We start from the raw sequence: 25,043 nt of genomic DNA, 5'->3' as shown, positions 1-25,043 counted from the left end.
CTGGCGGTGAGCCCTCACCGCGATGTCGGAGTCACTGAGTCGATTTTCACTCAGGCAGACATTCAGGGAGGGCTTGTGGACGCTCTACTGGCTTTTTTCAATACCCCGCTGTTCGGCACCCCGGGTTGGTTCTGGCTGGCCTTCCTGGTGCTTATCCTCGGCCTGCTGATCCTCGACCTCGGCGTGCTGCACCGCGATCAGCATGTGATCGAGATGCGCGAGAGCCTTCTGCTGTACAGCGGCTACTTCAGCATCGGCCTGGCCTTCGGCGCCTGGATCTGGCTGCAGCTGGGCGCCACCAAGGCACTGGAGTACTACACGGGCTTTCTCGTCGAGCAGTCGCTGTCCATGGACAACGTCTTTGTCATGGCGATGATCCTCGGCTACTTCGGCGTGCCGCGCCGCTACCAGCACCGCGTGCTGTTCTGGGGCATCATCGGGGTGATCGTGCTGCGGGCCATCATGATCGGCCTGGGGACGGCGCTGGTGCAGCGCTTCGACTGGGTGCTCTACCTGTTCGGTGCGTTCTTGTTGCTCAGCGGCCTCAAGATGCTGCGTGGCCAGCAGCAGCCCGAGCATCACCCGAGCCTGGAGCAGAACCTGCTGGTGCGCTTCCTGCGCCGACACATTCGGGTCAGCGAAGACTTCCACGGTGGCCGCTTCTGGGTCCGCTTGTCCGATCCGGCCAGCGGCAGGCCACTGCTCCATGCCACCCCGCTGCTGCTGGCATTGGTACTGATCGAGCTGGCCGACCTGGTGTTTGCGGTGGACAGCGTGCCGGCGGTGCTGGCCATTTCCCAGGATCCGTTCATCGTCTACACCTCGAACATCTTCGCCATTCTCGGGCTGCGCTCGCTGTACTTCGCCCTGGCGGCGCTGATGCACCGCTTCATCTATCTCAAGTACGCCCTGTCCTTGGTGTTGATGTACATCGGCGGCAAGATCCTCCTGCACGATCTGGTCGAGGTGCCTGCCTTGCTGTCTCTTTGCGTGACGCTGGGGCTGCTGGCCGGTGGCGTGCTGATCTCCCTGCTCGGAACCCGTGAGCGGGCCAAGCTCGGGCGACAGCAGAGCCCGCCGTGACGCCTATTCGCCAATAACCGCGAAATCTGCGGGCCTTGGGGGGACGCGGTGAAACAGGCTCAGCGACTGGCCGGCATCGCCTCGCGGGACATGTACTTGCCGACCTCGAACTTGCCGATCGCCGCGCGGTGCACTTCGTCCGGCCCGTCGGCCAGGCGCAGGGTGCGCTGCATGGCGTACCAGTAGGCCAGGGGGAAGTCGTTGGACACCCCGGCGCCGCCGTGGATCTGGATGGCGCGGTCGATCACCTTGAGCGCGACGTTGGGCGCCACCACCTTGATCTGGGCGATCTCGCTGGCGGCGATCTTGTTGCCCACCGTGTCCATCATGTAGGCCGCGTTGAGGGTCAGCAGGCGAGCCATGTTGATTTCCATGCGCGAGTCGGCGATCAGGTCGATATTGCCGCCCAGGCGCGCCAGCGGCTTGCCGAAGGCAGTGCGGCCGACGGCGCGCTGGCACATCAGCTTGAGGGCGCGCTCGGCCATGCCGATCGAGCGCATGCAGTGGTGGATGCGTCCTGGGCCGAGGCGCCCCTGGGCGATCTCGAAGCCGCGGCCCTCGCCGAGAATGACGTTCTCATAGGGCACCCGCACGTTGTCGAACAGCACCTCGGCATGGCCGTGGGGCGCATCGTCGTAGCCGAACACCGGCAACGGGCGCAGCACCTTGACGCCGGGGGTATCCATCGGCACCAGGATCATCGAATGCTGTTGGTGGCGCGGCGCATCCGGGTTGGTCAGGCCCATGAAGATCATCACCTTGCAGCGCGGGTCGCAGGCGCCGGAGGTCCACCACTTGCGGCCGTTGATCAGCCACTCGTCGCCCTGGCGCACGGCACTGGCCTCCATGTTGGTGGCGTCGGACGATGCCACGCCCGGCTCGGTCATGGCGAAGGCCGAGCGGATCTCGCCGCTGAGCAAGGGCTCCAGCCACTGGCGCTTCTGCGCCTCGCTGCCATAGCGCACCAGCACCTCCATGTTACCGGTGTCCGGCGCCGCGCAGTTGAACGGTTCGGGGCCGATCAGCGAGCTGCCCATGATCTCGGCCAGTGGCGCGTACTCGGTGTTGCTCAGGCCGGCGCCCAGCTCCGAGTCAGGCAGGAACAGGTTCCACAGCCCCTCGGCCCTGGCCTTGGCTTTCAACTCCTCCATGATCGCGGTCGGCTGCCAGCGGTCGCCTTCGGCCACCTGCTGCTCGAACACGGCCTCGGCCGGATACACATGGGCCTCCATGAATGCGCTCACGCGCTCACGCAGTTCCTGAACCTTGGGGGAGTAGGCGAAATCCATGGGGCTACCTTTTGCGGGAATTGAATGAAGTCTCGACGACGTGAAAATGATGCTAGAGCAGGGTTATGGATTTATCTAACCTATTTTCATCGTGTATAAACATTCATCACCGATATATGATCCGCCCACATGGATAACCCTCGGAGCCTGCAAGGAATGAATCTCAACAAGGTCGATCTCAACCTGTTCGTCGTCTTCGATGCCATCTATTCCGAGGCCAACCTGACCCGTGCCGGGCAGATCGTCGGTATCACCCAGCCGGCCGTGTCCAACGCCCTGGCTCGCCTGCGCGAGACCTTCAACGACCCGCTGTTCGTCCGCACCGCCCAGGGCATGGTGCCCACGCCCATGGCGCAGAACATCATCGGCCCGGTGCGCAGCGCCCTGCAGCAGCTGCGCATCTCGGTGCAGGAGAGCCGCACCTTCAACCCGTCCCAGGCGAGCAAGACCTACCGCATCAGCATGACCGACCTGACCGAGGCGGTGATCCTGCCGGCGCTGTTCCAGCGCCTGCGCCGCCTGGCGCCGCAACTGGTGATCGAGAGCATGCTGGCCAAGCGCCGGGAAACCACCAAGGAACTGGCTGCCGGCCGCCTGGATTTCGCCGTCGATGCACCGCTCAACACCGACCCGCAGGTACGCCACGTCAAGTTGCTAGAGGACCGCTACGTCTGCGCCATGCGTCCGGGCCACCCGCTGGCCAAGGACAGGATCAGCCTGGACGAATACCTGGGCCTGACCCACATCCATATTTCCAGCCGGCGCAGCGGCCTCGGCCATGTCGACCTGGCGCTGGGCAAGCTGGGCATCCAGCGTCGAATCGCCCTGCGTTCGCAGCACTACCTGATGGCCACCACCGTGATGCAGGGCACCGACATGGCGATGACCGTGCCCGAGCGCTTCGCCCGGCGCAACGCACTGCACTACGTCGAATTGCCGGTCAACGGCGTGCCGACCCTGGAAACCCACCTGTACTGGCATGAAAGCACCGACCAGGACCCCGCCAACCGCTGGATGCGCGAACAGATCATCGAGATCTGCCAGCAGGTCGCGACCCAGGAGCGGCAACAGCCGAAGGCCGATGCCTGAACCGGCAAGCGTCGAAATGAAAAAGCCCCGCATTCGCGGGGCTTTTGGTTAACGGCTGGAACTCAGGCGCTGTCGCGCAGCACCACCTCGAAGCCGACGTCGACCCGCCGGCTCTGCGGTTGCTGGCCGCGCATCAGGCTCATCAGCATCTGCGCCGCCAGTTCGCCGACCCTGCCGCGGGTGGTGCGCACCGTGGTCAGCGCCGGGTGCACCCAGGCCGCGGCCGGCAGGTCGTTGAAGCCGGCGATGGCCAGACGCTGGGGCACCGCCAAGTTCAGCTGCCGGGCGCGAAACAGGGCACCGAGGGCCAGGTCATCGTTGTTGAAGAATACCGCATCGATCTGCGGCTTCAGCAGCAACAGGCGATCGACCAGGTTGGCACCCAGGCCGATGGACGACAGCTCCGGGGTCAGCAGCTCCAGGGACGGGTCGTAGCGCCCGGCTTGACGCATCGCCTGACGGTAACCTTCAGCGCGCTGCAAGGTGCGCGGGTCGAGCTGGGCGGCGGCGAAGGCGATCTGCCGGTAGCCGCGATCGATAAGCGCCCGGGTCATGGCGGCGCCCGCCTCCTGCTGGGAGAAGCCGACGCAGTAGTCGTCCTCGGCGTCGCTCAGCTCCATCATGCTGACGATCGGCCCGCGGTAGCCGCCGAGAATCTCGCGCGCCGCATCGCTGCGCTCGAAGCCGGTGAGCAGCAGGCCGGCCGGCTGGTGCGCCAGGTAGGCGCGCAGCAGGCGTTCGTCCTCTTCCGCGCGGTAGTGGCTGACGCCGAGCATCATCTCGAAGCCGGCGGGCATCAGCACCCGCTGGATCGCCTCGGCGGTGTCGACGAACACCGAGTTGGACAGCGACGGAATGATCACCGCCACCAGGTTGGAGCGCGAGCTGGCCAACGCCCGCGCCGCCGAATGGGGCACGTAGCCGAGTTCCTTGACCGCCCGCATCACCTGCTCGCGCAGGGCATCGGAGACCATATCCGGTTGCGACAGCGCCCTTGAGGCGGACATCAGCGAGCAGCCGGCGGCCTTGGCTACATCGGACAGGGTGATGCGTTCGGCGGTGCGACGTCGACGCTGGCTCATGACAGTTCCCTGGACAAGAAGCCGGCGATTCTACCAGCTGAAAAAAAGCGCGGGATACGCCGCCCTGGGCCGGCAGCATGCAACCACCGGCTAACCCGACGTAACCCGCGAAAGCTCATCAGTGAGCGGCCTTGGCAGCCTCGGCCTGGACCTGCTCGAACAGCTCCTGGCCCACGGTGTCGACCACCTGCTGGATCGCCGGCTGGGCGATTTCGCGCATCAACTGGACCTGCTCGGCACTGATCTCGTTGACCTGCATGCCGTTGGCCTTGAGCTGGGCCAGGGCCTTGGCGGCCTCGGCACGGGTGTCCTGGCGCTCGAAGTCACGGGCCTTGATCGCCGCCTGCAGGATGATCGCCTGCTCGCTCTGCGACAGGCCGTCCCACCAGCGCTTGGAGGCGGTGACGATCCACGGGCTGTACACATGGTTGGTCACGGTCAGGTACTTCTGCACCTCGTAGAACTTCGACGAGAGGATGGTGTTGAAGGGGTTTTCCTGGCCATCCACGGCCTTGGTCTCGAGCGCGGTGAACAGCTCGGAGAACGGCAGCGGCACGGCATTGGCGCCCATCAGCTTGAAGGTCTCGAGGTACACCGGGTTGGGCATGACGCGCAGCTTGATGCCCGAGAAGTCCTCGACCTTGGCGATCGGGCGGACATTGTTGGTCATGTTGCGGAAACCGTTCTCCCAGTACACCAGACCGACCAGGCCCTGCGCTTCCAGCTTGTCCATGACCTGGCGGCCGATCGGGCCATCGAGGACGGCGTCGGCCTGCTGCTCGCTGCTGAACAGGAACGGCGTATCCCACACTGCCATTTCCTTGCTGATGCCGACCAGGGTGGCGGTGGAGCCGACCATCATCTCCTGGGCGCCGCCGATCAGGGCGTTCTGCATCTGGTTGTCGGCGCCGAGGCTGGCGGAGCCGAAGGTGCGGATCTTCAGCTTGCCGTCGGAGGCCTTGGCCACTTCCTCGGCGAACAGTTTGGCGGCGCGACCCTGGTTGCTGTCCTCGTTGAGGCCATAACCGAAGCGGATCATCCGCGAGCGAATCTCGTCGGCCTGGACGGCAAGCGTGGCCAGCGGGCTAAGCAGGGTGGCGGCAGCGAGGCCGGCGATCAGGAAGCGTCTCATGGGGCTAGTACCTTTGTTGTTGTGGATGAGTACGGGTTGGGACCGGAGGCCCCGGGTGGGTTGCGCAAGATGCCTCAGCGCAGCCATGCCAGCGGCACCGTGACGATTTCCGGCACGGCGATGAGCAGCACGACTATCGCCAGGTAGATCAGGAAGAACGGCATCACCCCGCGCACCAGCACATCCATGCGCAGCCGACCGATGCCGCCGACCACGTTGAGCACCGTGCCCACCGGTGGGGTGATCAGGCCGATGGAGCCGATCAGCACGAACATCACGCCGAAATACACCGGGTCGACGCCGGCCTTGACCGCGATCGGCGCCAGCACCGGGGCGAGGATGAGGATGGTCGGGGTGAGGTCGAGGACCATGCCCACGGCAATCATCAGCAGCATGATCGCCGCCACCAGCAGCTGCGGATGGTCGGCCAGTGGACCGAGCATGGCGCCGATTTCGTCCGGCAGCTGGGCCAGGGTAACCATGTAGGCCGACACCGTCGCCGCCGCACAGAGGAACATCACCGAGGCGGTGGTACGGCTGGCGCGGGTCATCGCCTCGACCAGGGCTCTCCAGTTCAACTCGCGGTACAGCAGGGTCGACACGCCCAGGGCATAGACCGCCGCGACCACGGCCGCCTCGGTCGGGGTGAAGATGCCGAAGCGCAGGCCGCCGACGATGATCACCGGCAGCATCAGCGCCGAGACGCCGTCGACCAGGGCCGCGCGGCGTTCGGCCTGGCTGGCCTTGGGCGGGGTCGGTTCGGTGAAGCCGCGGGCGATCAGGGTCCAGGCGAGAATCAGCCCGCCGCCCATGATCAGCCCCGGCACCAGGCCGGCCATGAACAGCTGGCTGATCGAGGTGTTGGTGACCACGCCATAGATGACGAAGGGCATCGACGGCGGAATGATCGGCGCGATGATGCCGCCGGCGGCCACCAGGCCGGCCGAGGCATGCAGCGGGTAGCCGCGCTGGCGCATCATCGGCAGCAGCAGGGTGGCCAACGCTGCGGTGTCGGCCAGGGCCGAACCGGACATGCTGGCCAGCAGCACCGCGGCGGCGATGGCGACGAAGCCCAGGCCACCGCGCTTGTGGCCGACGAAGGCCTGGGCCATGGTAATGATGCGCTTGGAGATGCCGCCGGCGTTCATCAGCTCGCCGGCGAGGATGAAGAACGGCACGGCCAGCAACGGGAAACTGTCGGCGCCGGCCAGCAGGTTCTGCGCCAACAGCTGCACGTCCCAGAACTCCAGGTACCACATCAGCACCGCACCGGTGAGGATCAGGGCGAAGGCGATGGGCATGCCGAAGGCCATGAAGCCCAGCAGGGAGGATAGGAAAACCGCTACTGTCATCGGTGGGTCCTCGGTGGGCGCTGCCCGGTCTTGTTACTGGAAGGTTCGTGGCTCATGGCCGGCTCAATCGACCGTGACATTGGCCAGCGAGGCAGCCGGTTCATCGGGGCTGCGCCAGAGGTTCAGCAGTTGCACCAGGGCCAGCAGCGTCAGTACCGCCATGCAGGCCAGCACCGGCAACATCGCCAGGGCCAGTGGGTAGCCGACCACCGGGCTGTTGATGCTCCAGCCGAACTGCAACTGTTGCCAGGCGCCCCAGCTCGCGAGGGCGCTGGCGGCGGCCACCAGCAGCCAGCTGGCCGAGTCGACCAGCAATCGCGCGGCCTTGGGAAAGCGGTCGCGAATCAGGGAAAAGCTCATCAACTCGCCGCGGCGCATGCTCGAGGCCACGCCGACGAACACCAGCCAGACGAAGGCCAGCCTCGACAGCTCCTCGGCACCGGACCAGCCGGAATCGAAGGCGTAACGCAGCACCACGTTGCTGAACACCACCAGCACCATGAAGCCCATCAGCACGGCCATCAGGCTGTCGGTCAGGCGGTCGAACAGACGCGCCAGGCCGCCCCGGTAGATCGGCGAGCCCGTCAGGTGCACGCCGCCGGCCTTGATAGCGCTATCAAATTCCTGTGCGGAAAGATCCACACGCTCGGCCATTTCCGCCTCCGCGGTGCTTTGGCGCACCCAGGTACACACCTGCTCGACCACGTCGGCGCGGCTCTGGGAGCCGTCGACGGTCAACACCCCGGGCTCGCCGCCCGGCGCTTCCAGGGTGGCGAACTGGCTATCGACCAGGGAGGTCGGCATGAAGTGACCGGGACGCCCCCCCACGCGCTGCAGGGCGGTGGCGTGATCGATATGCAGGTGGGCGAAACGCAGGCCCGGCACGGCGGCGCGCAGGCGCTCACGGTAGCTGAGCTTGAGCGCCGAGCAGGCCAGCACGAAGCCCTCGCCAGCGGCCTGGGTGGCCTGCATCTCGGCGACCAGCGCGTCGAGCCAATGCACCCGGTCGGCGTCGCTCAGGGGGATGCCGGCGCTCATGCGCTCGACGTTTTCGCGGGGGTGGAAGCGATCGGCCTCGATGTGCCGCCAGCCGAGTGCGGTGGCGACGGCCTGGCTGATGTCGCTCTTGCCCGAACCGCTGACGCCCATCACCACCAGGGTGCGGTCAGCCGGCGCGAGGCCACGGGCAGGGAGGCAGGTAGTCATGGATTCTCCGGGGCGCCATCGACGTGGCGTCGTTTTGTTTGGCCGAATGTTAGCGCTATCAATACTGTCCGACAAGCCTCGGATTCGCATTGAGCGGCAAAAACGACGAAGGGTGATTGGGGCGGCGGCTGGCGATGGTGGCGCGGGGCTACGACCATCCCCGCGCCAGCCGGGGCTCACAGACTGCGGGCGATCACCAGGCGCTGGACGTCGCTGGTGCCTTCGTAGATCTGGCACACGCGCACGTCGCGGTAGATGCGCTCGACCGGGAAGTCCTTGAGGTAGCCGTAGCCGCCGAGGGTCTGGATGGCTGCCGAGCAGACCCGCTCGGCCATCTCCGAGGCGAACAGCTTGGCCATCGAGGCCTCGTTCAGGCAGGCCAGGCCGGCCTCGCGCAGGCTGGCGGCGTGGTGGACCATCTGCCGTGCCACGGCGATCTCGGTGGCCATGTCGGCCAGGCGAAAGGCCACCGCCTGGTGTTCGATGATCGGCTTGCCGAAGGCCTCGCGCTCGTGGGCATAGTCGCGCGCCGCCTCGAAGGCCGCGCGGGCCATGCCCACGGCCTGGGACGCGATGCCGATGCGCCCGCCCTCGAGGTTGGACAGGGCGATGCGGTAGCCCTCGCCCTCCTCGCCCAGGCGCAGGCTGACGGGAATGCGCAGGTCGTCGAACTGGATCTGGCAGGTGTCCGAGGCGTGCTGGCCGAGCTTCTCCTCGACCCGCACCACCGAGTAGCCGGGGGTGTCGGTGGGCACGATAAAGGCGCTGATGCCCTTCTTGCCCGCCTGCGGATCGGTCACGGCAAACACGATCACCATGCCGGCATGGCTGCCGGAGGTGATGAACTGCTTGCTGCCATTGAGCACGTAGTGGTCGCCGTCGCGCCGGGCGCGGGTCTTCAGGCTGCTGGCGTCGGAGCCGGCCTGGGGCTCGGTGAGGGCGAAGGCGCCGAGCATCCTGCCTTCGGCCAGGGGCCGGAGGAAGCGCTGCTTCTGCGCCTCGCTGCCGAACTTGAGGATCGGCATGCAGCCCACCGAGTTGTGCACGCTCATGATGGTCGAGCAGGCACCGTCGCCGGCGGCGACTTCCTCCAGGGCCATGGCGTAGGCCAAATGGCCGGTCTGGGCACCGCCCCACTCCTCCGGGACTAGCATGCCCATGAAGCCCAGCTCGCCCATTTCCCTGAGGGCCTCAGCCGGAAAGCGGTGCTCCCGATCCCATTCGGCGGCGAACGGCTTGAGCCGCTCCTGGGCGAACTGGCGGGCCATGTCGCGGATCAGCAGCTCTTGTTCAGCAGGAATCATGGGGCTCTCCCGGTTCAGTTCAGCAGTTCGATGGCCATGGCCGTGGCCTCGCCACCGCCGATGCACAGCGAGGCGACGCCGCGCTTGTGGTCGTGCTGGCGCAGGGCGTTGAGCAGGGTCACCAGCACCCGCGCCCCGGAGGCGCCAATCGGGTGGCCGAGGGCGCAGGCGCCGCCGTGCATATTGAGCTTGTCGTGGGGAATGTCCAGGTCGTGCATGGCCGCCATTGGCACCACGGCGAAGGCTTCGTTGATCTCGAACAGGTCGACCTCGGCCAGCGTCCAGCCGGTGCGATCCATCAGGCGCTGCAGGGCGCCGACCGGGGCGGTGGCGAACAGCTTCGGCGCATGGGCGAAGCTGGCGTGGCCACGGATCGCCGCCAGCGGCGTGAGGCCGCGCTTCTGCGCCTCGGACAGGCGCATCAGCAGCAGCGCCGCGGCGCCGTCGGAGATCGAGCTGGCATTGGCCGCCGTCACCGTGCCGCCCTCGCGGAAGGCCGGCTTGAGGCTGGGGATCTTGTCCGGGCGAGCCTTGGGCGGCTGCTCGTCGCTGACGATGCTGCGCAGTTCGCGCCCTACCCGGGCCTCCACCGCGACGATCTCGCTGTCGAAACGCCCTTCGGCCATGGCCTTCTGCGCGCGGGTCAGCGAGGCGATGGCGAAGGCATCCTGCTGCTCGCGGCTGAAGCCGTAGGCCTCGGCGCAGTCCTCGGCGAAGGTGCCCATCAGTCGGCCCTTGTCGTAGGCGTCCTCCAGGCCATCGAGGAACATGTGGTCGAGCACCCGGCCGTGGCCCATGCGGTAGCCGCCGCGGGCCCGCTCCAACAGGTAGGGGGCGTTCGACATGCTCTCCATGCCGCCGACGACCACCACTTCGGCACTGCCGGCCAGCAACAGGTCATGGCCGAGCATCGCCGCCTTCATGCCCGAACCGCACATCTTGTTCACCGTCGAGCACGGCGTGCCCTGGTCCAGGCCCGCACCGAGGGCCGCCTGGCGCGCCGGCGCCTGGCCCTGGCCGGCCTGCAGCACGCAGCCCATGATCACTTCCTGCACGGCATCGGCCGCCAGCCCGGCGCGTTCCAGGCTGGCGCGGATCGCCGCGGCGCCCAGCTCGGCGGCGCTGACCTCCTTGAGCTCGCCGAGAAAGCCGCCCATTGGCGTGCGCGCGGCGCTGACGATTACCACCGGATCGGATTGCCTGTTCATGTCGCTGTACCTCTTAAGCCGATTCCGGGCGGCCCGGATGGGATCCGCGCTGCCCATTCTTTTGACAACGTTACTTGGCCGCCATGCGCAGGGCGCCATCCAGGCGGATGACCTCGCCGTTGAGCATGGAGTTCTCGATGATGTGGCGCACCAGCGCGGCGTACTCGTCCGGGCGCCCCAGGCGCGGCGGGAACGGCACGTTGGCGGCCAAGGAGTCGCGCACTTCCTGGGGCATACCGGCCATCATCGGCGTCTCGAAGATGCCCGGCGCGATGCACATCACGCGGATCCCCGTGCGCGCCAGATCCCGCGCCGCCGGCAGCGTCATGGCCGCCACCCCGCCCTTGGAGGCGGCATAGGCGGCCTGGCCCATCTGCCCGTCGAAGGCGGCCACCGAGGCGGTGTTGACGATCACCCCGCGCTCGCCCTCCTCGTTCGCCTCGCCCAAGGCCATGGCCTCGGCGGCCAGGCGCAGCATGTTGAAGCTGCCGACCAGGTTGACCTGAATGACCCGGTTGAAGCTCTCCAGTGTGTGGGCACCGTTGCGTCCCAGGACCTTCTCCGCCGGGGCGATGCCGGCGCAGTTGACCAGCCCGTGCAGGCCACCGAAGGCCTCGACGGCGGCGGCCACTGCGCGGCGGCCGTCCTCCTCGCGGGTGATATCGGTCGGCACGAAGCGGGCATTGCCGCCGAGTTCCTCGGCCCGCGCCGCGCCGGCCTCGGCGTTGATGTCGGCGAGCACGACCTTGCCGCCCTGGGCCACCAGCTCACGGGCGGTGGCCAGGCCCAGCCCGGAGCTGGCGCCGGTCAGCAGAAACACTCGGTCTTCGATACGCATGCTTTGATTCCTTGCTCTGGGGGCGACTGGCCGCGCCCGATGGCCTATTGAGCGAATGGTCGCGACGCAGCCGGGCGGCGGCAATGTCGAAAGGCTTCAATCTGGCTGAGCGCTTTGGACAGTCGGCGTCAGTTCCCGGGCGTCGGTTCTGGATGCATCAGCCCGTGGTATTGCCCCGGCGTGGTGCCGGTCCACTTCTTGAAGGCCTTGTAGAAGGCGCTGGCGTCGGCGAAGCCCAGTTCGAGCGCCAGTTCGGCGAAGTTGCCGTCGCCGCCGCTCAGGCGCGCGAGGGCCAGATCGCGGCGCAGCTGGTCCTTGAGCCCACGATAGGACTGCCCTTCCTGCGCTAGCCGGCGGCGCAAGGTCGAGGGCGCCATGAAGAAGTGCCCGGCCAGGGTCTCGAAGTCCGGCCAGCGTCCGACCTTGAGGCTGCGCAGGTACGCCTTGACGCGGGCCGCGTGGCTCTGCGGGTCGCGGTACCTGACCAGGATGTTGGCCGGCGCGCCGGCGAGAAAACGCCTGAGCTCGCGGTCGCTGCGGCGTACCGGCTGGTCGAGGCAGTCGGCGTTGAACAACAGGCGGCTGTGCCCACGGGCGAAACGCAGGTTGCTGCTGAACATCACCCGGTAGTCCTCGATATAGTCCGGCGCCGGACAGCGCAGGTCCACCGCTAGGATCGGGATGCGCCGGCCCAGCAACCAGCAGGCCAGGCCATGCACGATCATCCACAGGGTGAAGCAGCCGAAGGCGGGGCAGGCCTGTCCCGGCGGCTCCTCTATGACGACCGCCGCCAGCCCGTCCTGGCGCTCCAGGCGGGGTGCCAGGCCGTCGAAGACCAGGACCAGGAAACTCAGCACGCTGTCCAGCGCCGCGCCCAGGGTCGGCTCCCTCGCCGCGGTCCGCGCCATGAAGGCGAAGCTGCCGGACTTCAGCCGCCGGACATTCATGCCGAAGAACTCATCGTCCATGGCCTGAGCCAGGGCCCGCCACAGCCTTGCGTATGCCTGGGCGGATACCCGCGCATTGGGCCGCTCGAGCAGCTCGGTGGCGATGCCGGCCTGGGCCAACAGCTCGGCCGCGTCGCGGCCCTGGGCGCGCCACTGGCGCAAGGCCTCGCCGACCAGCCGGACGGAGATCGTGCCCTTCTCGGCAGACACTTCGGTCATATCCCGGCCTTGCTCATGCGTATGCGCTCATCCTCGGCTCAGACAACGCCTTGGAGCCGTTCCGTCCGGCTGTCACGCTGCTGCTCCTGCAGGCCTTGGCTATCGTTGAGTCGTTTCATGGGTTTCCCTTCTTGGCCCTGGAGTGGCAGTGGCGCGGTCCCGGGTGTTCTCGGAGAGCGCTTTGCCGCCAAGGACGGCCGCCCGCCTTGACGTTAACGTAAGGTGGCAACCGGCCGCTGTCCAGTTGGCCGTTGGCCGCATGGGCACCACACCCGCCCGCCTACCTCGGCAACAAATGTGAGCGCATTCGCGCTCCGCACAATCGCGTCTATGCTGATCGACGCAAATGGCACCATAGTGCTTAAAGCCTTGCCTTGCCGCGCTCTGCAGTCAGCTGGCTGTGTGGGCGAGCCAAGGCCGCTGACTTCGGGCGCTGCACCATGGCTATGCCATTTGCATCTGGAAGCAAGCAGGGCTTCGAGGCGATATGGCGCCTCGATCGTACACAGGGATGTGCAGTCCGCAGACGAGGGCGTGAGCCCTCGCATTCGCGAGAGGCTGGTCACGGCAGGAGCCGAACCGGGCTCTGCAGGCGCCACAAGCACGCTGCAGAACATCCCTTATCAGTCAGGAGCAACGAGGCGCAAACCGTGCGCCCGTTGCCCACTTCAATACAGGGGATATGCAAACGTGACTCCTATCCGCACCCGCACTACCCGTGCACTTCGCAGTCATGCGCTGGCTACCGCTTGCGCACTGGTGATGGCAGCACCCATGGCCGTCGCCGCACCGGATACCGGCGCTGCCCGTATCAACACCAGCATGCTCAAGGACGGCCAGAGCTACGACCGTTTCATCGTCAAGTACCGCAGCGGCAGCAGCGAGCTGGCCAGCAGCAGCATGCGGGCCCAGGCGCTGAACGAGGCCGGCATGCTGCAAGGCCTGGGCGTCGGCCACCTACGGCGTACCGCGGTCGGCGCCGACGTCATCAAGTCCGCACGCAAGCTCGACCGCGCCGGTGCCGAAGCCCTGATGCAGCAGATCGCGGCCAACCCCAATGTCGAGTACGTCGAGGTCGACGCCCTGCTCAAGCCGGTCCTGACTCCGAACGACTCGCGCTACAACGAGCAATGGCACTACTACGAGGCCACCGCCGGGATCAACGCCGCCACTGCCTGGGACCGCTCCACCGGCAGTGGCGTGGTGGTCGCGGTGCTGGACACCGGCATCACCAATCACCCTGACCTCAACGCCAACGTGATCGCCGGCTACGACATGATCTCCGATACCACGGTCGCCAACGACGGCAACGGCCGCGATGCCGACCCGAGCGATCCGGGCGACTGGACCACCGGCCAATGCGGTACGCCCAGCGACTCCAGCTGGCACGGCACCCACGTGGCCGGCACCGTGGCGGCGGTCACCAACAACGGCCTCGGTGTGGCCGGGGTGGCGTACAACGCCAAGATCATGCCGGTACGGGTGCTCGGCACCTGCGGTGGCTACACCTCGGACATCGCCGATGGCATCGTCTGGGCCTCCGGTGGCAGCGTCAGCGGCGTACCGCCGACCAGCACCCCGGCCAAGGTGATCAACATGAGCCTGGGTGGCAGCGGCAGTTGCAGCATGACCACGCAGAATGCCATCAACAGTGCGGTCGGCCGCGGCAGCACGGTGGTGGTGGCCGCGGGCAACAGCAACGCCAATGCCGCCAACTTCAATCCGGCCAACTGCAACAACGTCATCACGGTTGCGGCCACCACCCGCAGCGGCTCAAGGTCGAGCTTCTCCAACTACGGCTCGGTGGTCGATATCGCCGCCCCGGGCTCTGGTATCCTCTCCACCCTCAACAGCGGCACCACCACACCGGGCAGCGCCAGCTATGCCGCCTACAACGGCACGTCCATGGCCGCGCCGCACGTCGCCGGGGTGGTCGCCCTGATGCAGGCGGTTGCTCCGAAGACCCCGGCGCAGGTGGAAAGCAATCTGAAGGGCAGCACCCGACCACTGCCCGGCGCCTGCAGCGAAGGCTGCGGCACGGGTATCGTCGATGCGCGCGCCGCGGTCGATGTCCAGCTCGGCAGCCCGCCGGTCAACCAGGACACCCTGTTCAATGGCCAGCCGATCAGCGGTTTGTCCGGCAGCAAGGGGTCCAGCAAGACCTACAGCATCACGGTACCGGCCGGCGTCAGCAGCCTGAGCTTCACCCTCTCCGGCGGCAGTGGCGATGCCGATCTCTATGTGCGCTTCGGTTCGGCCCCTACCACCAGCAGCTACGATTGCCGACCCTTCCTCAACGGCAATAACGAAACCTGCAGCTTCAGCAACCCGCAGGCAGGCACCTACCACGTGATGGTGCGTGGCTACTCCAGCTACTCCGGTGCCAGCCTGGTGGCCCGCTACTAGTTCCCTCCGACGGCGAGCTTTGCCCCCGCCAGCCACCGCGGGGGCTTTTTTCGGCACATCCGGCCGCCTGCCAGCTCCCCGGCAAAGCATCCTTCCCGATGCACCAATGGCGGTTCGCATGAGCCGCGTAACGCGCCGATACCGTTGGTCAGCGGCCGTTCGTCGCAATGTGAAGGCAATCGCAGTCCAGATAACCGCCGCTATGCCGATAGCCAGAGCACTTCCATAGTTCGCCGCATCCGCGATTGCTTGTCCGGACACACACACGGTCGAGTAGACGGCGCCGAGCGGCCGCGCCCTGATGATGGGCGCAGGACCGGAAGTGGAAGGATCATGACGGCCGGAAACCGTCATGCCCGCACAAGGACGAGCAGTCCGCCAGCTAGGAGCTGAACCCTGGATTTCGCCAGCGTCCGGTATCGCCCAACTGCGAGCCGGACAGCCCTGCAAGCGCTGGAAGCACTCTGCAGTAGTTCCCTTTAGCTGGGCCGTGCTTCGCGGCCCGGTTCCCATACCATCGGGGGTTGCAAACGTGTCTTCTATTCATATTCGTACCAATCGGCCGCTGCGTGCCCATGTCCTGGCAGTCGCCTGCGCGTTGGCCATCGCCGCACCCATGGCCCACTCCGCAACGGACACCGGCGCAGCGCGGGTCAACACCAGCATGCTCAAGGAAGGCAAGAGCTACGATCGCTTCATCGTCAAGTACCGCGGCGGCAGCAGCGAACAGGCCAACAGCAATCTGCGCGCCCAGGCGCTGACTCAGGCCGGCCAGCGGCGCGGCGTGACCGTCGCCCATGTGCGGCGCACCGCGCTTGGTGCCGATGTCATCAGGTCGGCGCGCAAGCTCGCTCGCGCGGAGGCCGCCGCACTGTTGCAGGAGCTGGCAGCCAACCCCAACGTCGAATACGTCGAAGTGGATGCGCTGCTGCAGCCGGTCTTCACCCCGAACGACTCGCGCTACAACGAGCAGTGGCACTATTACGAGCCCACCGGCGGGATCAACCTGCCGACCGCCTGGGATCGCTCCACCGGCAGCGGCGTGGTGGTCGCGGTACTGGACACCGGCATCACCAGCCACCCTGATCTCAACGGCAATCTGGTGGCCGGTTACGACATGATCGCCGATACCACGGTCGCCAACGACGGCAACGGCCGGGATGCCGACCCGAGCGATCCGGGCGACTGGACCAGCGGCCAGTGCGGCACGCCGCGCAACTCCAGCTGGCACGGCACCCACGTCGCCGGCACGGTGGCGGCCCTCACCAACAACACGGAAGGCGTAGCCGGTGTGGCCTATAACGCCAAGATCATGCCAGTGCGCGTGCTCGGCACCTGCGGTGGCTACACGTCGGACATCGCCGACGGCATCATCTGGGCGTCCGGCGGCAACGTCAGCGGCGTGCCGCTGACCAGCACTCCGGCCCAGGTGATCAACATGAGCCTGGGCGGCACAGGCAGCTGCAGCCAGACCACGCAGAACGCCATCAACAGCGCGGTCAGCCGTGGCACCACGGTGGTGGTGGCGGCCGGTAACAGCAATATCGACGCCGGCAGCTTCACACCCGCCAACTGCAACAGCGTCATCACCGTCGCCGCCAGCACCCGCAGCGGAGCACGGTCGAGTTTCTCCAACTACGGCTCGGTGGTGGATATCGCCGCCCCCGGCTCGAGCATCCTCTCCACCCTCAACAGCGGCACCACGACGCCGGGCAGCGCCTCTTATGCGTACTACAGCGGGACCTCGATGGCCGCGCCCCATGTCGCCGGTGTGGTCGCCCTGATGCAGGCGACAGCGCGCAAGACCCCGGCGCAGGTGGAAAGCACCCTGAAGAGCAGCAGTCGCCCACTGGCAGTTGCCTGCGCGGAAGGCTGCGGCAGCGGCCTGGTCGATGCGCGGGCGGCCGTCGATGCGCAACTCGGCGGTCCGGTCGTGTCCGGCGATACCCTGGTCAACGACACGCCGATTACCGGTCTGTCTGGCTCCAGGCGCTCGATGAAGAGCTACAGCATCACCCTGCCGGCCGGCGTCAGCCGTCTGCTGGTTTCCATGTACGGCGGCTCCGGCAATGCCGACCTCTACGTGCGATTCGGCGCCGAGCCGACCGCAACCAGCTACGACTGCCGTCCACGGCGCAGCAACAACAACGAAAGCTGCACGTTCAACAACCCGCAGGCCGGCACTTACTACGTGGTGGTGAGCGGCTCCGCGAGCTATTCCGGCGTAAGCCTGAAGGCGAGCTACTGACACAAGCCCCGCTTTTCCCGTCGCATATGCTGGACGGACCTCGGCCAGAATCAGGGCCTTTGCCCTGGTTCTGGCTGCATCATCTCGGCGGCGCTTGACTGCGCTATGTGCCGAGCGCCGCCGGCCAGCCGCGCGCTGGCACCGGCTCGATCCGCCGCCATTTCTCCCCACTGCAAGCGTGCGCAGAACAAAGACGATCTTTCGTCGATCTCGCCGTTGACTAAATCTGCCGACAGCTTTACGTTAACGTAAAGGTAAATCATCGAGACCCCGTCATGGCTGCGCCCTACAGCATCTCCGACCTGGCCCGCGAGCTGGACATCACCACCCGCGCCATTCGCTTCTACGAGGAGCAAGGCATGCTCAGCCCCGAGCGGCGTGGCCAGGAGCGCATCTACAGTGCCAAGGACAAGGTCACCCTCAAGCTGATCCTGCGTGGCAAGCGCATCGGTTTCTCCCTGGCCGAGTGCAAGGAACTGATCGAGCTGTACGACCCGAGCCACGGCAATCGCAAGCAGCTGGAGACCTTCATGGACAAGATCGCCGAGCGCCGTGCCCAGCTGCAGCAGCAGCTGCTGGATATTCAACAGATGCAGCTGGAATTGGATACAGCCGAGGAGCGCTGCCTTATCGCGCTGGCTGAAACAGATAAAAAACAAAGCGTTAACTCCTGAACTTAAAGCTAACAATTACAGGTGGAACCATGAGCTATCCGTCCCTCAACTTCGCCCTCGGCGAAACCATCGACATGCTGCGCGAGCAGGTCCAGGCCTTCGTCGCCGCCGAACTGGCGCCGCGCGCCGCCGCCATCGACAGCGACAACCTGTTCCCCGCGGACATGTGGAAGAAGTTCGGTGACATGGGCCTGCTCGGCGTCACCGTGTCCGAGGAGTACGGTGGCGCGGGGCTGGGGTACCTGGCTCACGTGGTGGCGATCGAGGAGATCAGCCGCGCCTCGGCCTCGGTCGGCCTGTCCTACGGCGCCCACTCCAACCTGTGCGTCAACCAGATCAATCGCAACGGCAGCGCCGAGCAGAAGGCGAAATACCTGCCCAAGCTGATCAGCGGCGAGCACGTCGGCGCCCTGGCCATGAGCGAACCCAACGCCGGTTCCGACGTGGTGTCGATGAAACTGCGCGCCGAGCGCCGTGGTGACCATTTCGTGCTCAACGGCAGCAAGACCTGGATCACCAATGGCCCGGACGCCAACACCTACGTGATCTACGCGAAGACCGACCTGGACAGGGGCGCCCACGGCATCACCGCCTTTATCGTCGAGCGCGACTGGAAGGGTTTTTCCCGCGGCAACAAGTTCGACAAGCTGGGCATGCGCGGCTCCAATACCTGCGAGCTGTTCTTCGATGACGTCGAGGTGCCGGAGGAGAACATCCTCGGCGTGGAGAACGGCGGCGTGAAGGTGCTGATGAGCGGCCTGGACTACGAGCGCGTGGTCCTGGCCGGCGGCCCGATCGGCATCATGCAGGCCTGCCTGGACGTGGTGGTGCCCTATATCCACGACCGCAAGCAGTTCGGCCAGAGCATCGGCGAGTTCCAGCTGATCCAGGGCAAGGTCGCCGACATGTACACCCAGCTCAACGCCAGCCGCGCCTACCTCTATGCCGTGGCCCAGGCCTGCGACCGCGGCGAGACCACGCGCAAGGATGCCGCCGGGGTGATCCTCTACAGCGCCGAGCGCGCCACCCAGATGGCCCTGGAGGCGATCCAGATCCTCGGCGGCAACGGCTACATCAACGAGTTCCCCACCGGCCGCCTGCTGCGCGACGCCAAGCTCTACGAGATCGGCGCCGGCACCAGCGAGATTCGCCGCATGCTGATCGGCCGCGAGCTGTTCAACGAAACCAAGTGACCCGTAGGGTGTGCGCGGCCGCGAGGCCGCGCGCACCGCAACCAGGGCAACGGTGCGCACGGCGCACCCTACAGGAAGCGCACATGACCATCCTGCATAGCCAGATCAATACCCGTTCACCGGAGTTCGCCGCCAACAGCGCGGCGATGCTCGAGCAGGTGGGCGCCCTGCGCAGCCTGCTGGCGCGCATCCACGAAGGCGGCGGCGAGAAGGCCCAGCACCGCCATACCTCGCGCGGCAAGTTGCTGCCGCGCGAGCGCATCAACCGCCTGCTCGACCTCGGTTCGCCCTTCCTCGAGATCGGCCAGCTGGCCGCCCACGAGGTGTACGGCGAAGAGGTGCCGGCGGCCGGCGTGATCGCCGGCATCGGCCGGGTCGAGGGCGTCGAGTGCATGATCGTGGCCAACGACGCCACGGTGAAGGGCGGCAGCTACTACCCGCTGACCGTGAAGAAGCACCTGCGCGCCCAGGCCATCGCCCAGCAGAACCGCCTGCCCTGCATCTACCTGGTGGACTCCGGCGGCGCCAACCTGCCGCGCCAGGACGAGGTGTTCCCCGACCGTGAGCACTTCGGGCGGATCTTCTTCAACCAGGCCAACATGTCCGCCATGGGCATCCCGCAGATCGCCGTGGTCATGGGCTCCTGCACCGCCGGCGGCGCCTATGTGCCGGCCATGGCCGACGAGGCGATCATGGTGCGCAACCAGGCCACCATCTTCCTCGCCGGCCCGCCGCTGGTGAAGGCCGCCACCGGCGAGGTGGTCAGCGCCGAGGACCTCGGCGGCGCCGACGTGCACTGCAAGACCAGCGGTGTGGCCGACCACTACGCCGACAACGACGAGCACGCCCTGGCCCTGGCCCGGCGCTCGATCGCCAACCTCAACTGGCGCAAGCAGGGCGTGCTCAACAACCGCGAGCCGATCGCCCCGCTGTACGACGCCGAAGAGTTGTACGGAATCATTCCGGCGGACGCCAAGCAGCCCTTCGATGTGCGCGAGGTGATCGCGCGGCTGGTCGACGGCTCGCTGTTCGACGAGTTCAAGGCGCTGTTCGGCGCCACCCTGGTCTGCGGCTTCGCCCACCTGCACGGCTACCCGGTGGCGATCCTCGCCAACAATGGGATTCTGTTCGCCGAATCGGCGCAGAAAGGCGCGCACTTCATCGAGCTGGCCTGCCAGCGCGGCATTCCCCTGCTGTTCCTGCAGAACATCACCGGTTTTATGGTCGGGCAGAAATATGAAGCGGGAGGGATTGCGAAACATGGCGCCAAGCTGGTCAACGCGGTGGCCTGCGCCAAGGTGCCGAAGTTGACCGTGATCATCGGCGGCAGCTTCGGCGCCGGTAACTACGGTATGTGCGGGCGCGCCTACGACCCGCGCTTCCTGTGGATGTGGCCGAACGCGCGGATCGGCGTGATGGGCGCCGAACAGGCCGCCGGCGTGCTGGTGCAGGTCAAGCACGAACAGGCGGCGCGCGCCGGCCAGGCCTTCTCCGCCGAGGACGAGGCCAAGCTCAAGCAGCCGATCCTCGAGCAGTACGAGCGCCAGGGCCATCCCTACTACTCCAGCGCGCGACTGTGGGACGACGGCGTCATCGACCCGGCGCAGACCCGCGAGGTGCTCGGCCTGGCGTTGTCCGCCGCGCTCAATGCGCCGATCGAGCCGACGACCTTTGGTGTGTTCCGCATGTGATGGGTTTTGCCCGTAGGGTGCGCCGTGCGCACCCCCTCGGCCGCCGGTGCGCAGGGCGCACCCTACAGGAATGACCATGAACGATTTCACTACCGTACAACTGGAAACAGACCCGCGCGGCGTCGCCACCCTGTGGCTCAACCGCCCGGAGAAGAACAACGCCTTCAACGCGCAGATGATCCGCGAACTGATCCTCGCCCTGGATGCGGTGCAGGCGGACAAGAGCCTGCGCTTCCTGCTGCTGCGCGGCCGCGGCAAGCACTTCTCCGCCGGTGCCGACCTGGCCTGGATGCAGGAGTCGGCGGCGCTCGACTACAACGCCAACCTCGATGATGCCCGCGAACTGGCCGAGCTGATGTACAACCTGCACAAGCTGCCCATCCCCACCCTGGCGGTGGTCCAGGGCGCGGCCTTTGGTGGTGCAGTCGGCCTGGTGAGTTGCTGCGACATGGCCATCGGCGCCACGGATGCGCTGTTCAGCCTGTCCGAGGTGCGCATCGGCCTGGCCCCGGCGGTGATCAGCCCCTTCGTGGTGCAGGCCATCGGCGAACGCGCCGCCCGCCGGTACGCCCTGACCGCCGAGCGCTTCGGCGGCGAGCGGGCCCGCGAGCTGGGGCTGCTGGCCGAGTGCTATGCGGCCGGGGAACTGGAGCAGGCCTGCGCCGACTGGGTCGGCAACCTGCTGCAGAACAGTCCCCAGGCCATGCAGGCGACCAAGGGCCTGTTGCGCGAAGTCGGCAGCGGCGCGCTGACCCCGGCGCTGCGCCGCTACACCGAGAACGCCATCGCCCGCATCCGCGTCAGCGCCGAGGGCCAGGAGGGCCTCAACGCCTTCCTCACTAAACGCCAACCCAGCTGGCAGGAGCCGCAAGCATGAGCAGCCATATCGACACCCTGCTGGTGGCCAACCGCGGCGAGATCGCCTGCCGGGTGATGCGCACCGCCAAAGCCATGGGCATCAAGACCGTGGCGGTACACAGCGCCATCGACCGTGACGCCCGCCACGTGCGCGAGGCGGACATCGCCATCGACCTGGGCGGCGCCAAGCCCGCCGACAGCTACCTGCGCATCGACGCCCTGATAGCGGCGGCCAAGGCCAGCGGCGCCCAGGCCATCCATCCGGGCTACGGCTTCCTCTCGGAGAACGCCGGCTTCGCCCGCGCCATCGAGCAGGCCGGCCTGCTCTTCCTCGGCCCGCCCGCCTCCGCCATCGACGCCATGGGCAGCAAGTCCGCTGCCAAGGCCCTGATGGAGGCCGCCGGCGTGCCGCTGGTACCCGGCTACCATGGCGAAGCCCAGGACCTGGAGACCTTCCGCGCCGCCGCCGAGGTGATCGGCTACCCGGTGCTGCTCAAGGCCGCCGCTGGCGGTGGCGGCAAGGGCATGAAGGTGGTCGAACGCGAGGCCGAGCTGGCCGAGGCCCTGGCCAGCGCCCAGCGCGAGGCGCAGTCGTCGTTCGGCGATGCGCGCATGCTGGTGGAGAAGTACGTGCTCAAGCCGCGCCACGTGGAGATCCAGGTGTTCGCCGACCGGCACGGCCACTGCCTGTACCTCAACGAGCGCGACTGCTCGATCCAGCGCCGCCACCAGAAGGTGGTGGAGGAAGCCCCCGCCCCGGGCCTGTCCCCCGAGCTGCGCCGCGCCATGGGCGAGGCGGCGGTCAAGGCCGCCCAGGCCATCGGCTATGTCGGCGCCGGCACCGTGGAGTTCCTGCTGGATGAGCGCGGCGATTTCTTCTTCATGGAGATGAATACAAGACTCCAAGTGGAGCACCCGGTGACCGAGGCCATCACCGGCCTCGATCTGGTCGCCTGGCAGATCCGCGTGGCCCGCGGCGAAGCGCTGCCGCTGAGCCAGGAGCAGGTGCCGCTGATCGGTCATGCCATCGAGGTGCGCCTGTACGCCGAGGACCCGGACCACGACTTCCTGCCCTCCACCGGCACCCTGGCGCTGTACCGTGAAGCCAGTGCCGGCGAGGGACGCAGGGTCGACAGCGGCGTGGCCGAAGGCGATGAGGTGTCGCCCTTCTACGACCCCATGCTCGGCAAGCTGATCGCCTGGGGCGACAACCGCGAGGAGGCGCGCCTGCGCCTGCTGGCCATGCTCGACCAGACCGCCATCGGCGGGGTCAGGACCAATTTGGCCTTCCTGCGCCGCGTGCTGGCCCATCCGGCCTTCGCCGACGCCGAGCTGGATACCGGCTTTATCCCCCGCCACCAGCAGCAGTTGCTGCCCGAGGCCGGCGCCCTGCCCGCCGAATTCTGGCAACTGGCGGCCGAAGCCTTCAGCCAAAGCGAGCCGGTGCGGCGCAAGCACGAGGACTATCACTCGCCCTGGAGCGCCACCAGTGGCTGGCGCGCCGGCCTGCCGGCGGAGACCGACCTGCACCTGGCCTGCGGCGGCGAACGCCAGGTGGTGCGCCTGCGCCATAGCGCGCCGTCTGCGGCGCAACTGCGCGGCGAGCAGCTGGTGGTCGAACGGGATGGCCAGCGCCGCAGTCATCTGGCAATCCGTCGTGGCGACACCCTGTACCTGGAATTCCACGGCGAACTGCGCACTGTCAGCCGTGTCGATCCGATCGCCGAAGTCGAAGCCAGCCACAGCCAGCATGGTGGCCTGACCGCACCGATGAACGGCAGCATCGTGCGGGTGCTGGTCGAGGCCGGCCAGGTCGTCGAGGCCGGTGCGGCCCTGGTGGTACTGGAGGCGATGAAGATGGAGCACAGCATCCGCGCGCCCCACGCCGGTACGGTCAAGGCGCTGTACTGCGGCGAGGGCCAGATGGTCGCCGAAGGCACCCTGCTGGTGGAGCTGGAAGAACAGAGCCCGTAGGGTGCGCGGTGCGCACCCTGTAGAAAGAAACGGTGCGCGTAGCGCACCCTACGAAGGGCTCCCTTGAGTCTGTAGGGTGCGCCATGCGCACCATGAGGAAAGAAAGCGGTGCGCCCAGCGCACCCTACGGAGGAATCCCGATGAGCCTGCCTACCCACGTCCGCCTGGTCGAAGTCGGCCCCCGCGACGGTCTGCAGAACGAGAAGCAGCCGATCAGCATCGCCGACAAGGTGCGCCTGGTCGACGACCTGTCCGCCGCCGGCCTGGGTTATATCGAGGTCGGCAGCTTCGTCTCGCCCAAGTGGGTGCCGCAGATGGCCGGAAGCCGAGAGGTGTTCGCCGGCATCCAGCAGCGCCCGGGTGTCACCTATGCCGCGCTGACGCCCAACATGAAGGGCTTCGAAGCGGCCCTGGAGGCCGGGGTCAAGGAGGTGGCGGTGTTCGCCGCGGCCAGCGAGTCCTTCTCGCAGAAGAACATCAACTGCTCGATCGGCGAGAGCCTGCAGCGCTTTCTGCCGCTGCTGGAGGCGGCCCAGCAGCACGGCATTCGCGTGCGTGGCTATGTCTCCTGCGTGCTCGGCTGCCCCTATGACGGTTTCATCGCCCCCGAACAGGTCGCCCGCGTGGCCAGTGATCTGTTTGCCATGGGCTGTTACGAGGTGTCTTTGGGCGACACCATCGGCACCGGTACCGCCGGCGATACCCGCCGCCTGATCGAGGTGGTTGGCCGGGATATTCCCCGTGACCGCCTGGCCGGTCACTTCCACGACACCTACGGCCAGGCCCTGGCGAACATCTACGCCAGCCTGCTGGAGGGTGTCTCGGTGTTCGACAGCTCGGTCGCGGGTCTCGGCGGTTGCCCCTACGCCAAGGGCGCCAGCGGCAATGTCGCCAGCGAGGATGTGCTGTACCTGCTCGACGGCCTGGGCATCGCCACCGACGTCGACCTGGACCGGCTGATCGCCGCCGGCCAGCGAATCTGCAGCGTGCTGGGTAAGGAAAACGGCTCGCGGGTGGCCCGCGCCCGCCTGGGCGGCGCCTGATCAGACCAAAGATGTCAGCCATGCTTTACGGGCTGTAAAGCGCCAGCGCCGGGCACGGCACGGGGGCGATCCGGCCGGTGCACAGGCTCTACAGCGGGGCCCAGGTCGGCAGCCGAGCAAAAAGGGTCGCTGCCGTTCAAGGCGCGCGGCGAGCGCTAGGCTAGCGTGCCATCGGCCAGGTTCGATGGCCTGGCACAACACGAATGA

Annotated in this window: 19 protein-coding genes; 10 read left to right on the top strand and 9 right to left on the bottom strand. The window is 67.1% G+C overall.

All coding sequences use genetic code 11. The features are described 5' to 3' along the window. The first annotated feature begins 75 nt into the window (after positions 1 to 75). Positions 76 to 1,083, top strand: a complete 1,008-nt coding sequence (locus ACSX1D_RS11100; protein WP_439858584.1) for a TerC family protein — start codon at positions 76 to 78, stop codon at positions 1,081 to 1,083. Between the two features lie 59 nt (positions 1,084 to 1,142). Here the strand turns inward: ACSX1D_RS11100 and ACSX1D_RS11095 are convergent, their stop codons facing one another. Further along, positions 1,143 to 2,372, bottom strand: coding sequence for an acyl-CoA dehydrogenase (locus ACSX1D_RS11095; protein ID WP_439858583.1), 1,230 nt, complete (start codon positions 2,370 to 2,372; stop codon positions 1,143 to 1,145). 156 nt (positions 2,373 to 2,528) lie between these two features. Between ACSX1D_RS11095 and ACSX1D_RS11090 the strand changes: the two genes are divergently transcribed. After that, positions 2,529 to 3,461, top strand: a complete 933-nt coding sequence (locus ACSX1D_RS11090) for a LysR family transcriptional regulator (protein WP_439858582.1) — start codon at positions 2,529 to 2,531, stop codon at positions 3,459 to 3,461. A gap of 62 nt (positions 3,462 to 3,523) precedes the next feature. Here the strand turns inward: ACSX1D_RS11090 and ACSX1D_RS11085 are convergent, their stop codons facing one another. The 8 genes from ACSX1D_RS11085 to ACSX1D_RS11050 all read right to left on the bottom strand — a co-directional run bounded on the left by ACSX1D_RS11085 (position 3,524) and on the right by ACSX1D_RS11050 (position 12,749). After that, positions 3,524 to 4,543, bottom strand: a complete 1,020-nt coding sequence (locus ACSX1D_RS11085) for a LacI family DNA-binding transcriptional regulator (protein ID WP_439858581.1) — start codon at positions 4,541 to 4,543, stop codon at positions 3,524 to 3,526. Positions 4,544 to 4,661: 118 nt separating this feature from the next. After that, complete coding sequence (locus tag ACSX1D_RS11080) at positions 4,662 to 5,675, bottom strand: TRAP transporter substrate-binding protein (protein WP_439858580.1); 1,014 nt, start codon at positions 5,673 to 5,675, stop codon at positions 4,662 to 4,664. A 74-nt stretch (positions 5,676 to 5,749) separates the two neighbouring features. Then, positions 5,750 to 7,027 carry a TRAP transporter large permease subunit gene (locus ACSX1D_RS11075; protein ID WP_439858579.1) on the bottom strand — a complete coding sequence of 426 codons (1,278 nt, stop codon included), beginning with the start codon at positions 7,025 to 7,027 and terminating at the stop codon, positions 5,750 to 5,752. A 63-nt stretch (positions 7,028 to 7,090) separates the two neighbouring features. Further along, positions 7,091 to 8,176 carry a gluconokinase, GntK/IdnK-type gene (locus ACSX1D_RS11070; protein WP_439862309.1) on the bottom strand — a complete coding sequence of 362 codons (1,086 nt, stop codon included), beginning with the start codon at positions 8,174 to 8,176 and terminating at the stop codon, positions 7,091 to 7,093. Positions 8,177 to 8,409: 233 nt separating this feature from the next. Then, positions 8,410 to 9,537 (bottom strand): acyl-CoA dehydrogenase family protein, encoded by a 1,128-nt coding sequence (locus ACSX1D_RS11065; RefSeq protein WP_439858578.1) that lies wholly within the window; start codon positions 9,535 to 9,537, stop codon positions 8,410 to 8,412. A gap of 14 nt (positions 9,538 to 9,551) precedes the next feature. Next, positions 9,552 to 10,745, bottom strand: a complete 1,194-nt coding sequence (locus ACSX1D_RS11060; RefSeq protein WP_439858577.1) for an acetyl-CoA C-acyltransferase — start codon at positions 10,743 to 10,745, stop codon at positions 9,552 to 9,554. A gap of 70 nt (positions 10,746 to 10,815) precedes the next feature. Continuing rightward, complete coding sequence (locus tag ACSX1D_RS11055) at positions 10,816 to 11,583, bottom strand: 3-hydroxyacyl-CoA dehydrogenase (protein ID WP_439858576.1); 768 nt, start codon at positions 11,581 to 11,583, stop codon at positions 10,816 to 10,818. Positions 11,584 to 11,711: 128 nt separating this feature from the next. Then, positions 11,712 to 12,749: an AraC family transcriptional regulator gene (locus ACSX1D_RS11050; RefSeq protein ID WP_439858575.1), complete on the bottom strand. Its 1,038-nt coding sequence runs from the start codon at positions 12,747 to 12,749 to the stop codon at positions 11,712 to 11,714. A gap of 774 nt (positions 12,750 to 13,523) precedes the next feature. Here ACSX1D_RS11050 and ACSX1D_RS11045 point away from each other — a divergent pair. From ACSX1D_RS11045 to ACSX1D_RS11010, 8 genes are all read left to right on the top strand, one after another. Continuing rightward, positions 13,524 to 15,155: a S8 family peptidase gene (locus tag ACSX1D_RS11045; RefSeq protein WP_439862245.1), complete on the top strand. Its 1,632-nt coding sequence runs from the start codon at positions 13,524 to 13,526 to the stop codon at positions 15,153 to 15,155. Between the two features lie 532 nt (positions 15,156 to 15,687). Then, positions 15,688 to 17,403, top strand: a complete 1,716-nt coding sequence (locus ACSX1D_RS11040) for a S8 family peptidase (RefSeq protein ID WP_439862244.1) — start codon at positions 15,688 to 15,690, stop codon at positions 17,401 to 17,403. Positions 17,404 to 17,678: 275 nt separating this feature from the next. After that, a complete protein-coding gene (locus ACSX1D_RS11035) occupies positions 17,679 to 18,077 on the top strand; it encodes a MerR family transcriptional regulator (RefSeq protein ID WP_208706818.1) in 399 nt (132 codons plus the stop codon). A gap of 29 nt (positions 18,078 to 18,106) precedes the next feature. Continuing rightward, entirely contained in the window at positions 18,107 to 19,270 is a 1,164-nt protein-coding gene (locus ACSX1D_RS11030; protein ID WP_439862243.1) for an isovaleryl-CoA dehydrogenase, read from the top strand. 83 nt (positions 19,271 to 19,353) lie between these two features. After that, on the top strand, positions 19,354 to 20,961 hold the full coding sequence (locus ACSX1D_RS11025) for a carboxyl transferase domain-containing protein (protein WP_439862242.1): 1,608 nt from the start codon (positions 19,354 to 19,356) through the stop codon (positions 20,959 to 20,961). A gap of 76 nt (positions 20,962 to 21,037) precedes the next feature. Further along, on the top strand, positions 21,038 to 21,838 hold the full coding sequence (locus ACSX1D_RS11020) for a gamma-carboxygeranoyl-CoA hydratase (RefSeq protein ID WP_439859427.1): 801 nt from the start codon (positions 21,038 to 21,040) through the stop codon (positions 21,836 to 21,838). Continuing rightward, positions 21,835 to 23,793 carry an acetyl/propionyl/methylcrotonyl-CoA carboxylase subunit alpha gene (locus ACSX1D_RS11015; protein WP_439862241.1) on the top strand — a complete coding sequence of 653 codons (1,959 nt, stop codon included), beginning with the start codon at positions 21,835 to 21,837 and terminating at the stop codon, positions 23,791 to 23,793. Before ACSX1D_RS11020 ends, ACSX1D_RS11015 begins: the two co-directional genes overlap by 4 nt. Before the next feature lie 140 nt (positions 23,794 to 23,933). Further along, positions 23,934 to 24,836 carry a hydroxymethylglutaryl-CoA lyase gene (locus ACSX1D_RS11010; RefSeq protein WP_439862240.1) on the top strand — a complete coding sequence of 301 codons (903 nt, stop codon included), beginning with the start codon at positions 23,934 to 23,936 and terminating at the stop codon, positions 24,834 to 24,836. Positions 24,837 to 25,043 lie beyond the last annotated feature (207 nt).

It is taken from the genome of Pseudomonas sp. MBLB4136 (genome assembly GCF_051904765.1).
Classification (GTDB): Bacteria; Pseudomonadota; Gammaproteobacteria; order Pseudomonadales; family Pseudomonadaceae; genus Aquipseudomonas.
Note: the sequence above shows the minus strand (reverse complement) of the source record. Positions and strands in the feature narration are given on the sequence as shown.

Coding starts and splice junctions, on each gene's coding strand:
- ACSX1D_RS11095 (WP_439858583.1), bottom strand. CDS start 2,372: ATGGATTTCGCCTACTCCCCCAAGGTTCAGGAACTGCGTGAGCGCGTG.
- ACSX1D_RS11090 (WP_439858582.1), top strand. CDS start 2,529: ATGAATCTCAACAAGGTCGATCTCAACCTGTTCGTCGTCTTCGATGCC.
- ACSX1D_RS11085 (WP_439858581.1), bottom strand. CDS start 4,543: ATGAGCCAGCGTCGACGTCGCACCGCCGAACGCATCACCCTGTCCGAT.
- ACSX1D_RS11080 (WP_439858580.1), bottom strand. CDS start 5,675: ATGAGACGCTTCCTGATCGCCGGCCTCGCTGCCGCCACCCTGCTTAGC.
- ACSX1D_RS11075 (WP_439858579.1), bottom strand. CDS start 7,027: ATGACAGTAGCGGTTTTCCTATCCTCCCTGCTGGGCTTCATGGCCTTC.
- ACSX1D_RS11070 (WP_439862309.1), bottom strand. CDS start 8,176: ATGGGCGTCAGCGGTTCGGGCAAGAGCGACATCAGCCAGGCCGTCGCC.
- ACSX1D_RS11065 (WP_439858578.1), bottom strand. CDS start 9,537: ATGATTCCTGCTGAACAAGAGCTGCTGATCCGCGACATGGCCCGCCAG.
- ACSX1D_RS11060 (WP_439858577.1), bottom strand. CDS start 10,745: ATGAACAGGCAATCCGATCCGGTGGTAATCGTCAGCGCCGCGCGCACG.
- ACSX1D_RS11055 (WP_439858576.1), bottom strand. CDS start 11,583: ATGCGTATCGAAGACCGAGTGTTTCTGCTGACCGGCGCCAGCTCCGGG.
- ACSX1D_RS11050 (WP_439858575.1), bottom strand. CDS start 12,749: ATGACCGAAGTGTCTGCCGAGAAGGGCACGATCTCCGTCCGGCTGGTC.
- ACSX1D_RS11045 (WP_439862245.1), top strand. CDS start 13,524: ATGGCCGTCGCCGCACCGGATACCGGCGCTGCCCGTATCAACACCAGC.
- ACSX1D_RS11035 (WP_208706818.1), top strand. CDS start 17,679: ATGGCTGCGCCCTACAGCATCTCCGACCTGGCCCGCGAGCTGGACATC.
- ACSX1D_RS11030 (WP_439862243.1), top strand. CDS start 18,107: ATGAGCTATCCGTCCCTCAACTTCGCCCTCGGCGAAACCATCGACATG.
- ACSX1D_RS11025 (WP_439862242.1), top strand. CDS start 19,354: ATGACCATCCTGCATAGCCAGATCAATACCCGTTCACCGGAGTTCGCC.
- ACSX1D_RS11020 (WP_439859427.1), top strand. CDS start 21,038: ATGAACGATTTCACTACCGTACAACTGGAAACAGACCCGCGCGGCGTC.
- ACSX1D_RS11015 (WP_439862241.1), top strand. CDS start 21,835: ATGAGCAGCCATATCGACACCCTGCTGGTGGCCAACCGCGGCGAGATC.
- ACSX1D_RS11010 (WP_439862240.1), top strand. CDS start 23,934: ATGAGCCTGCCTACCCACGTCCGCCTGGTCGAAGTCGGCCCCCGCGAC.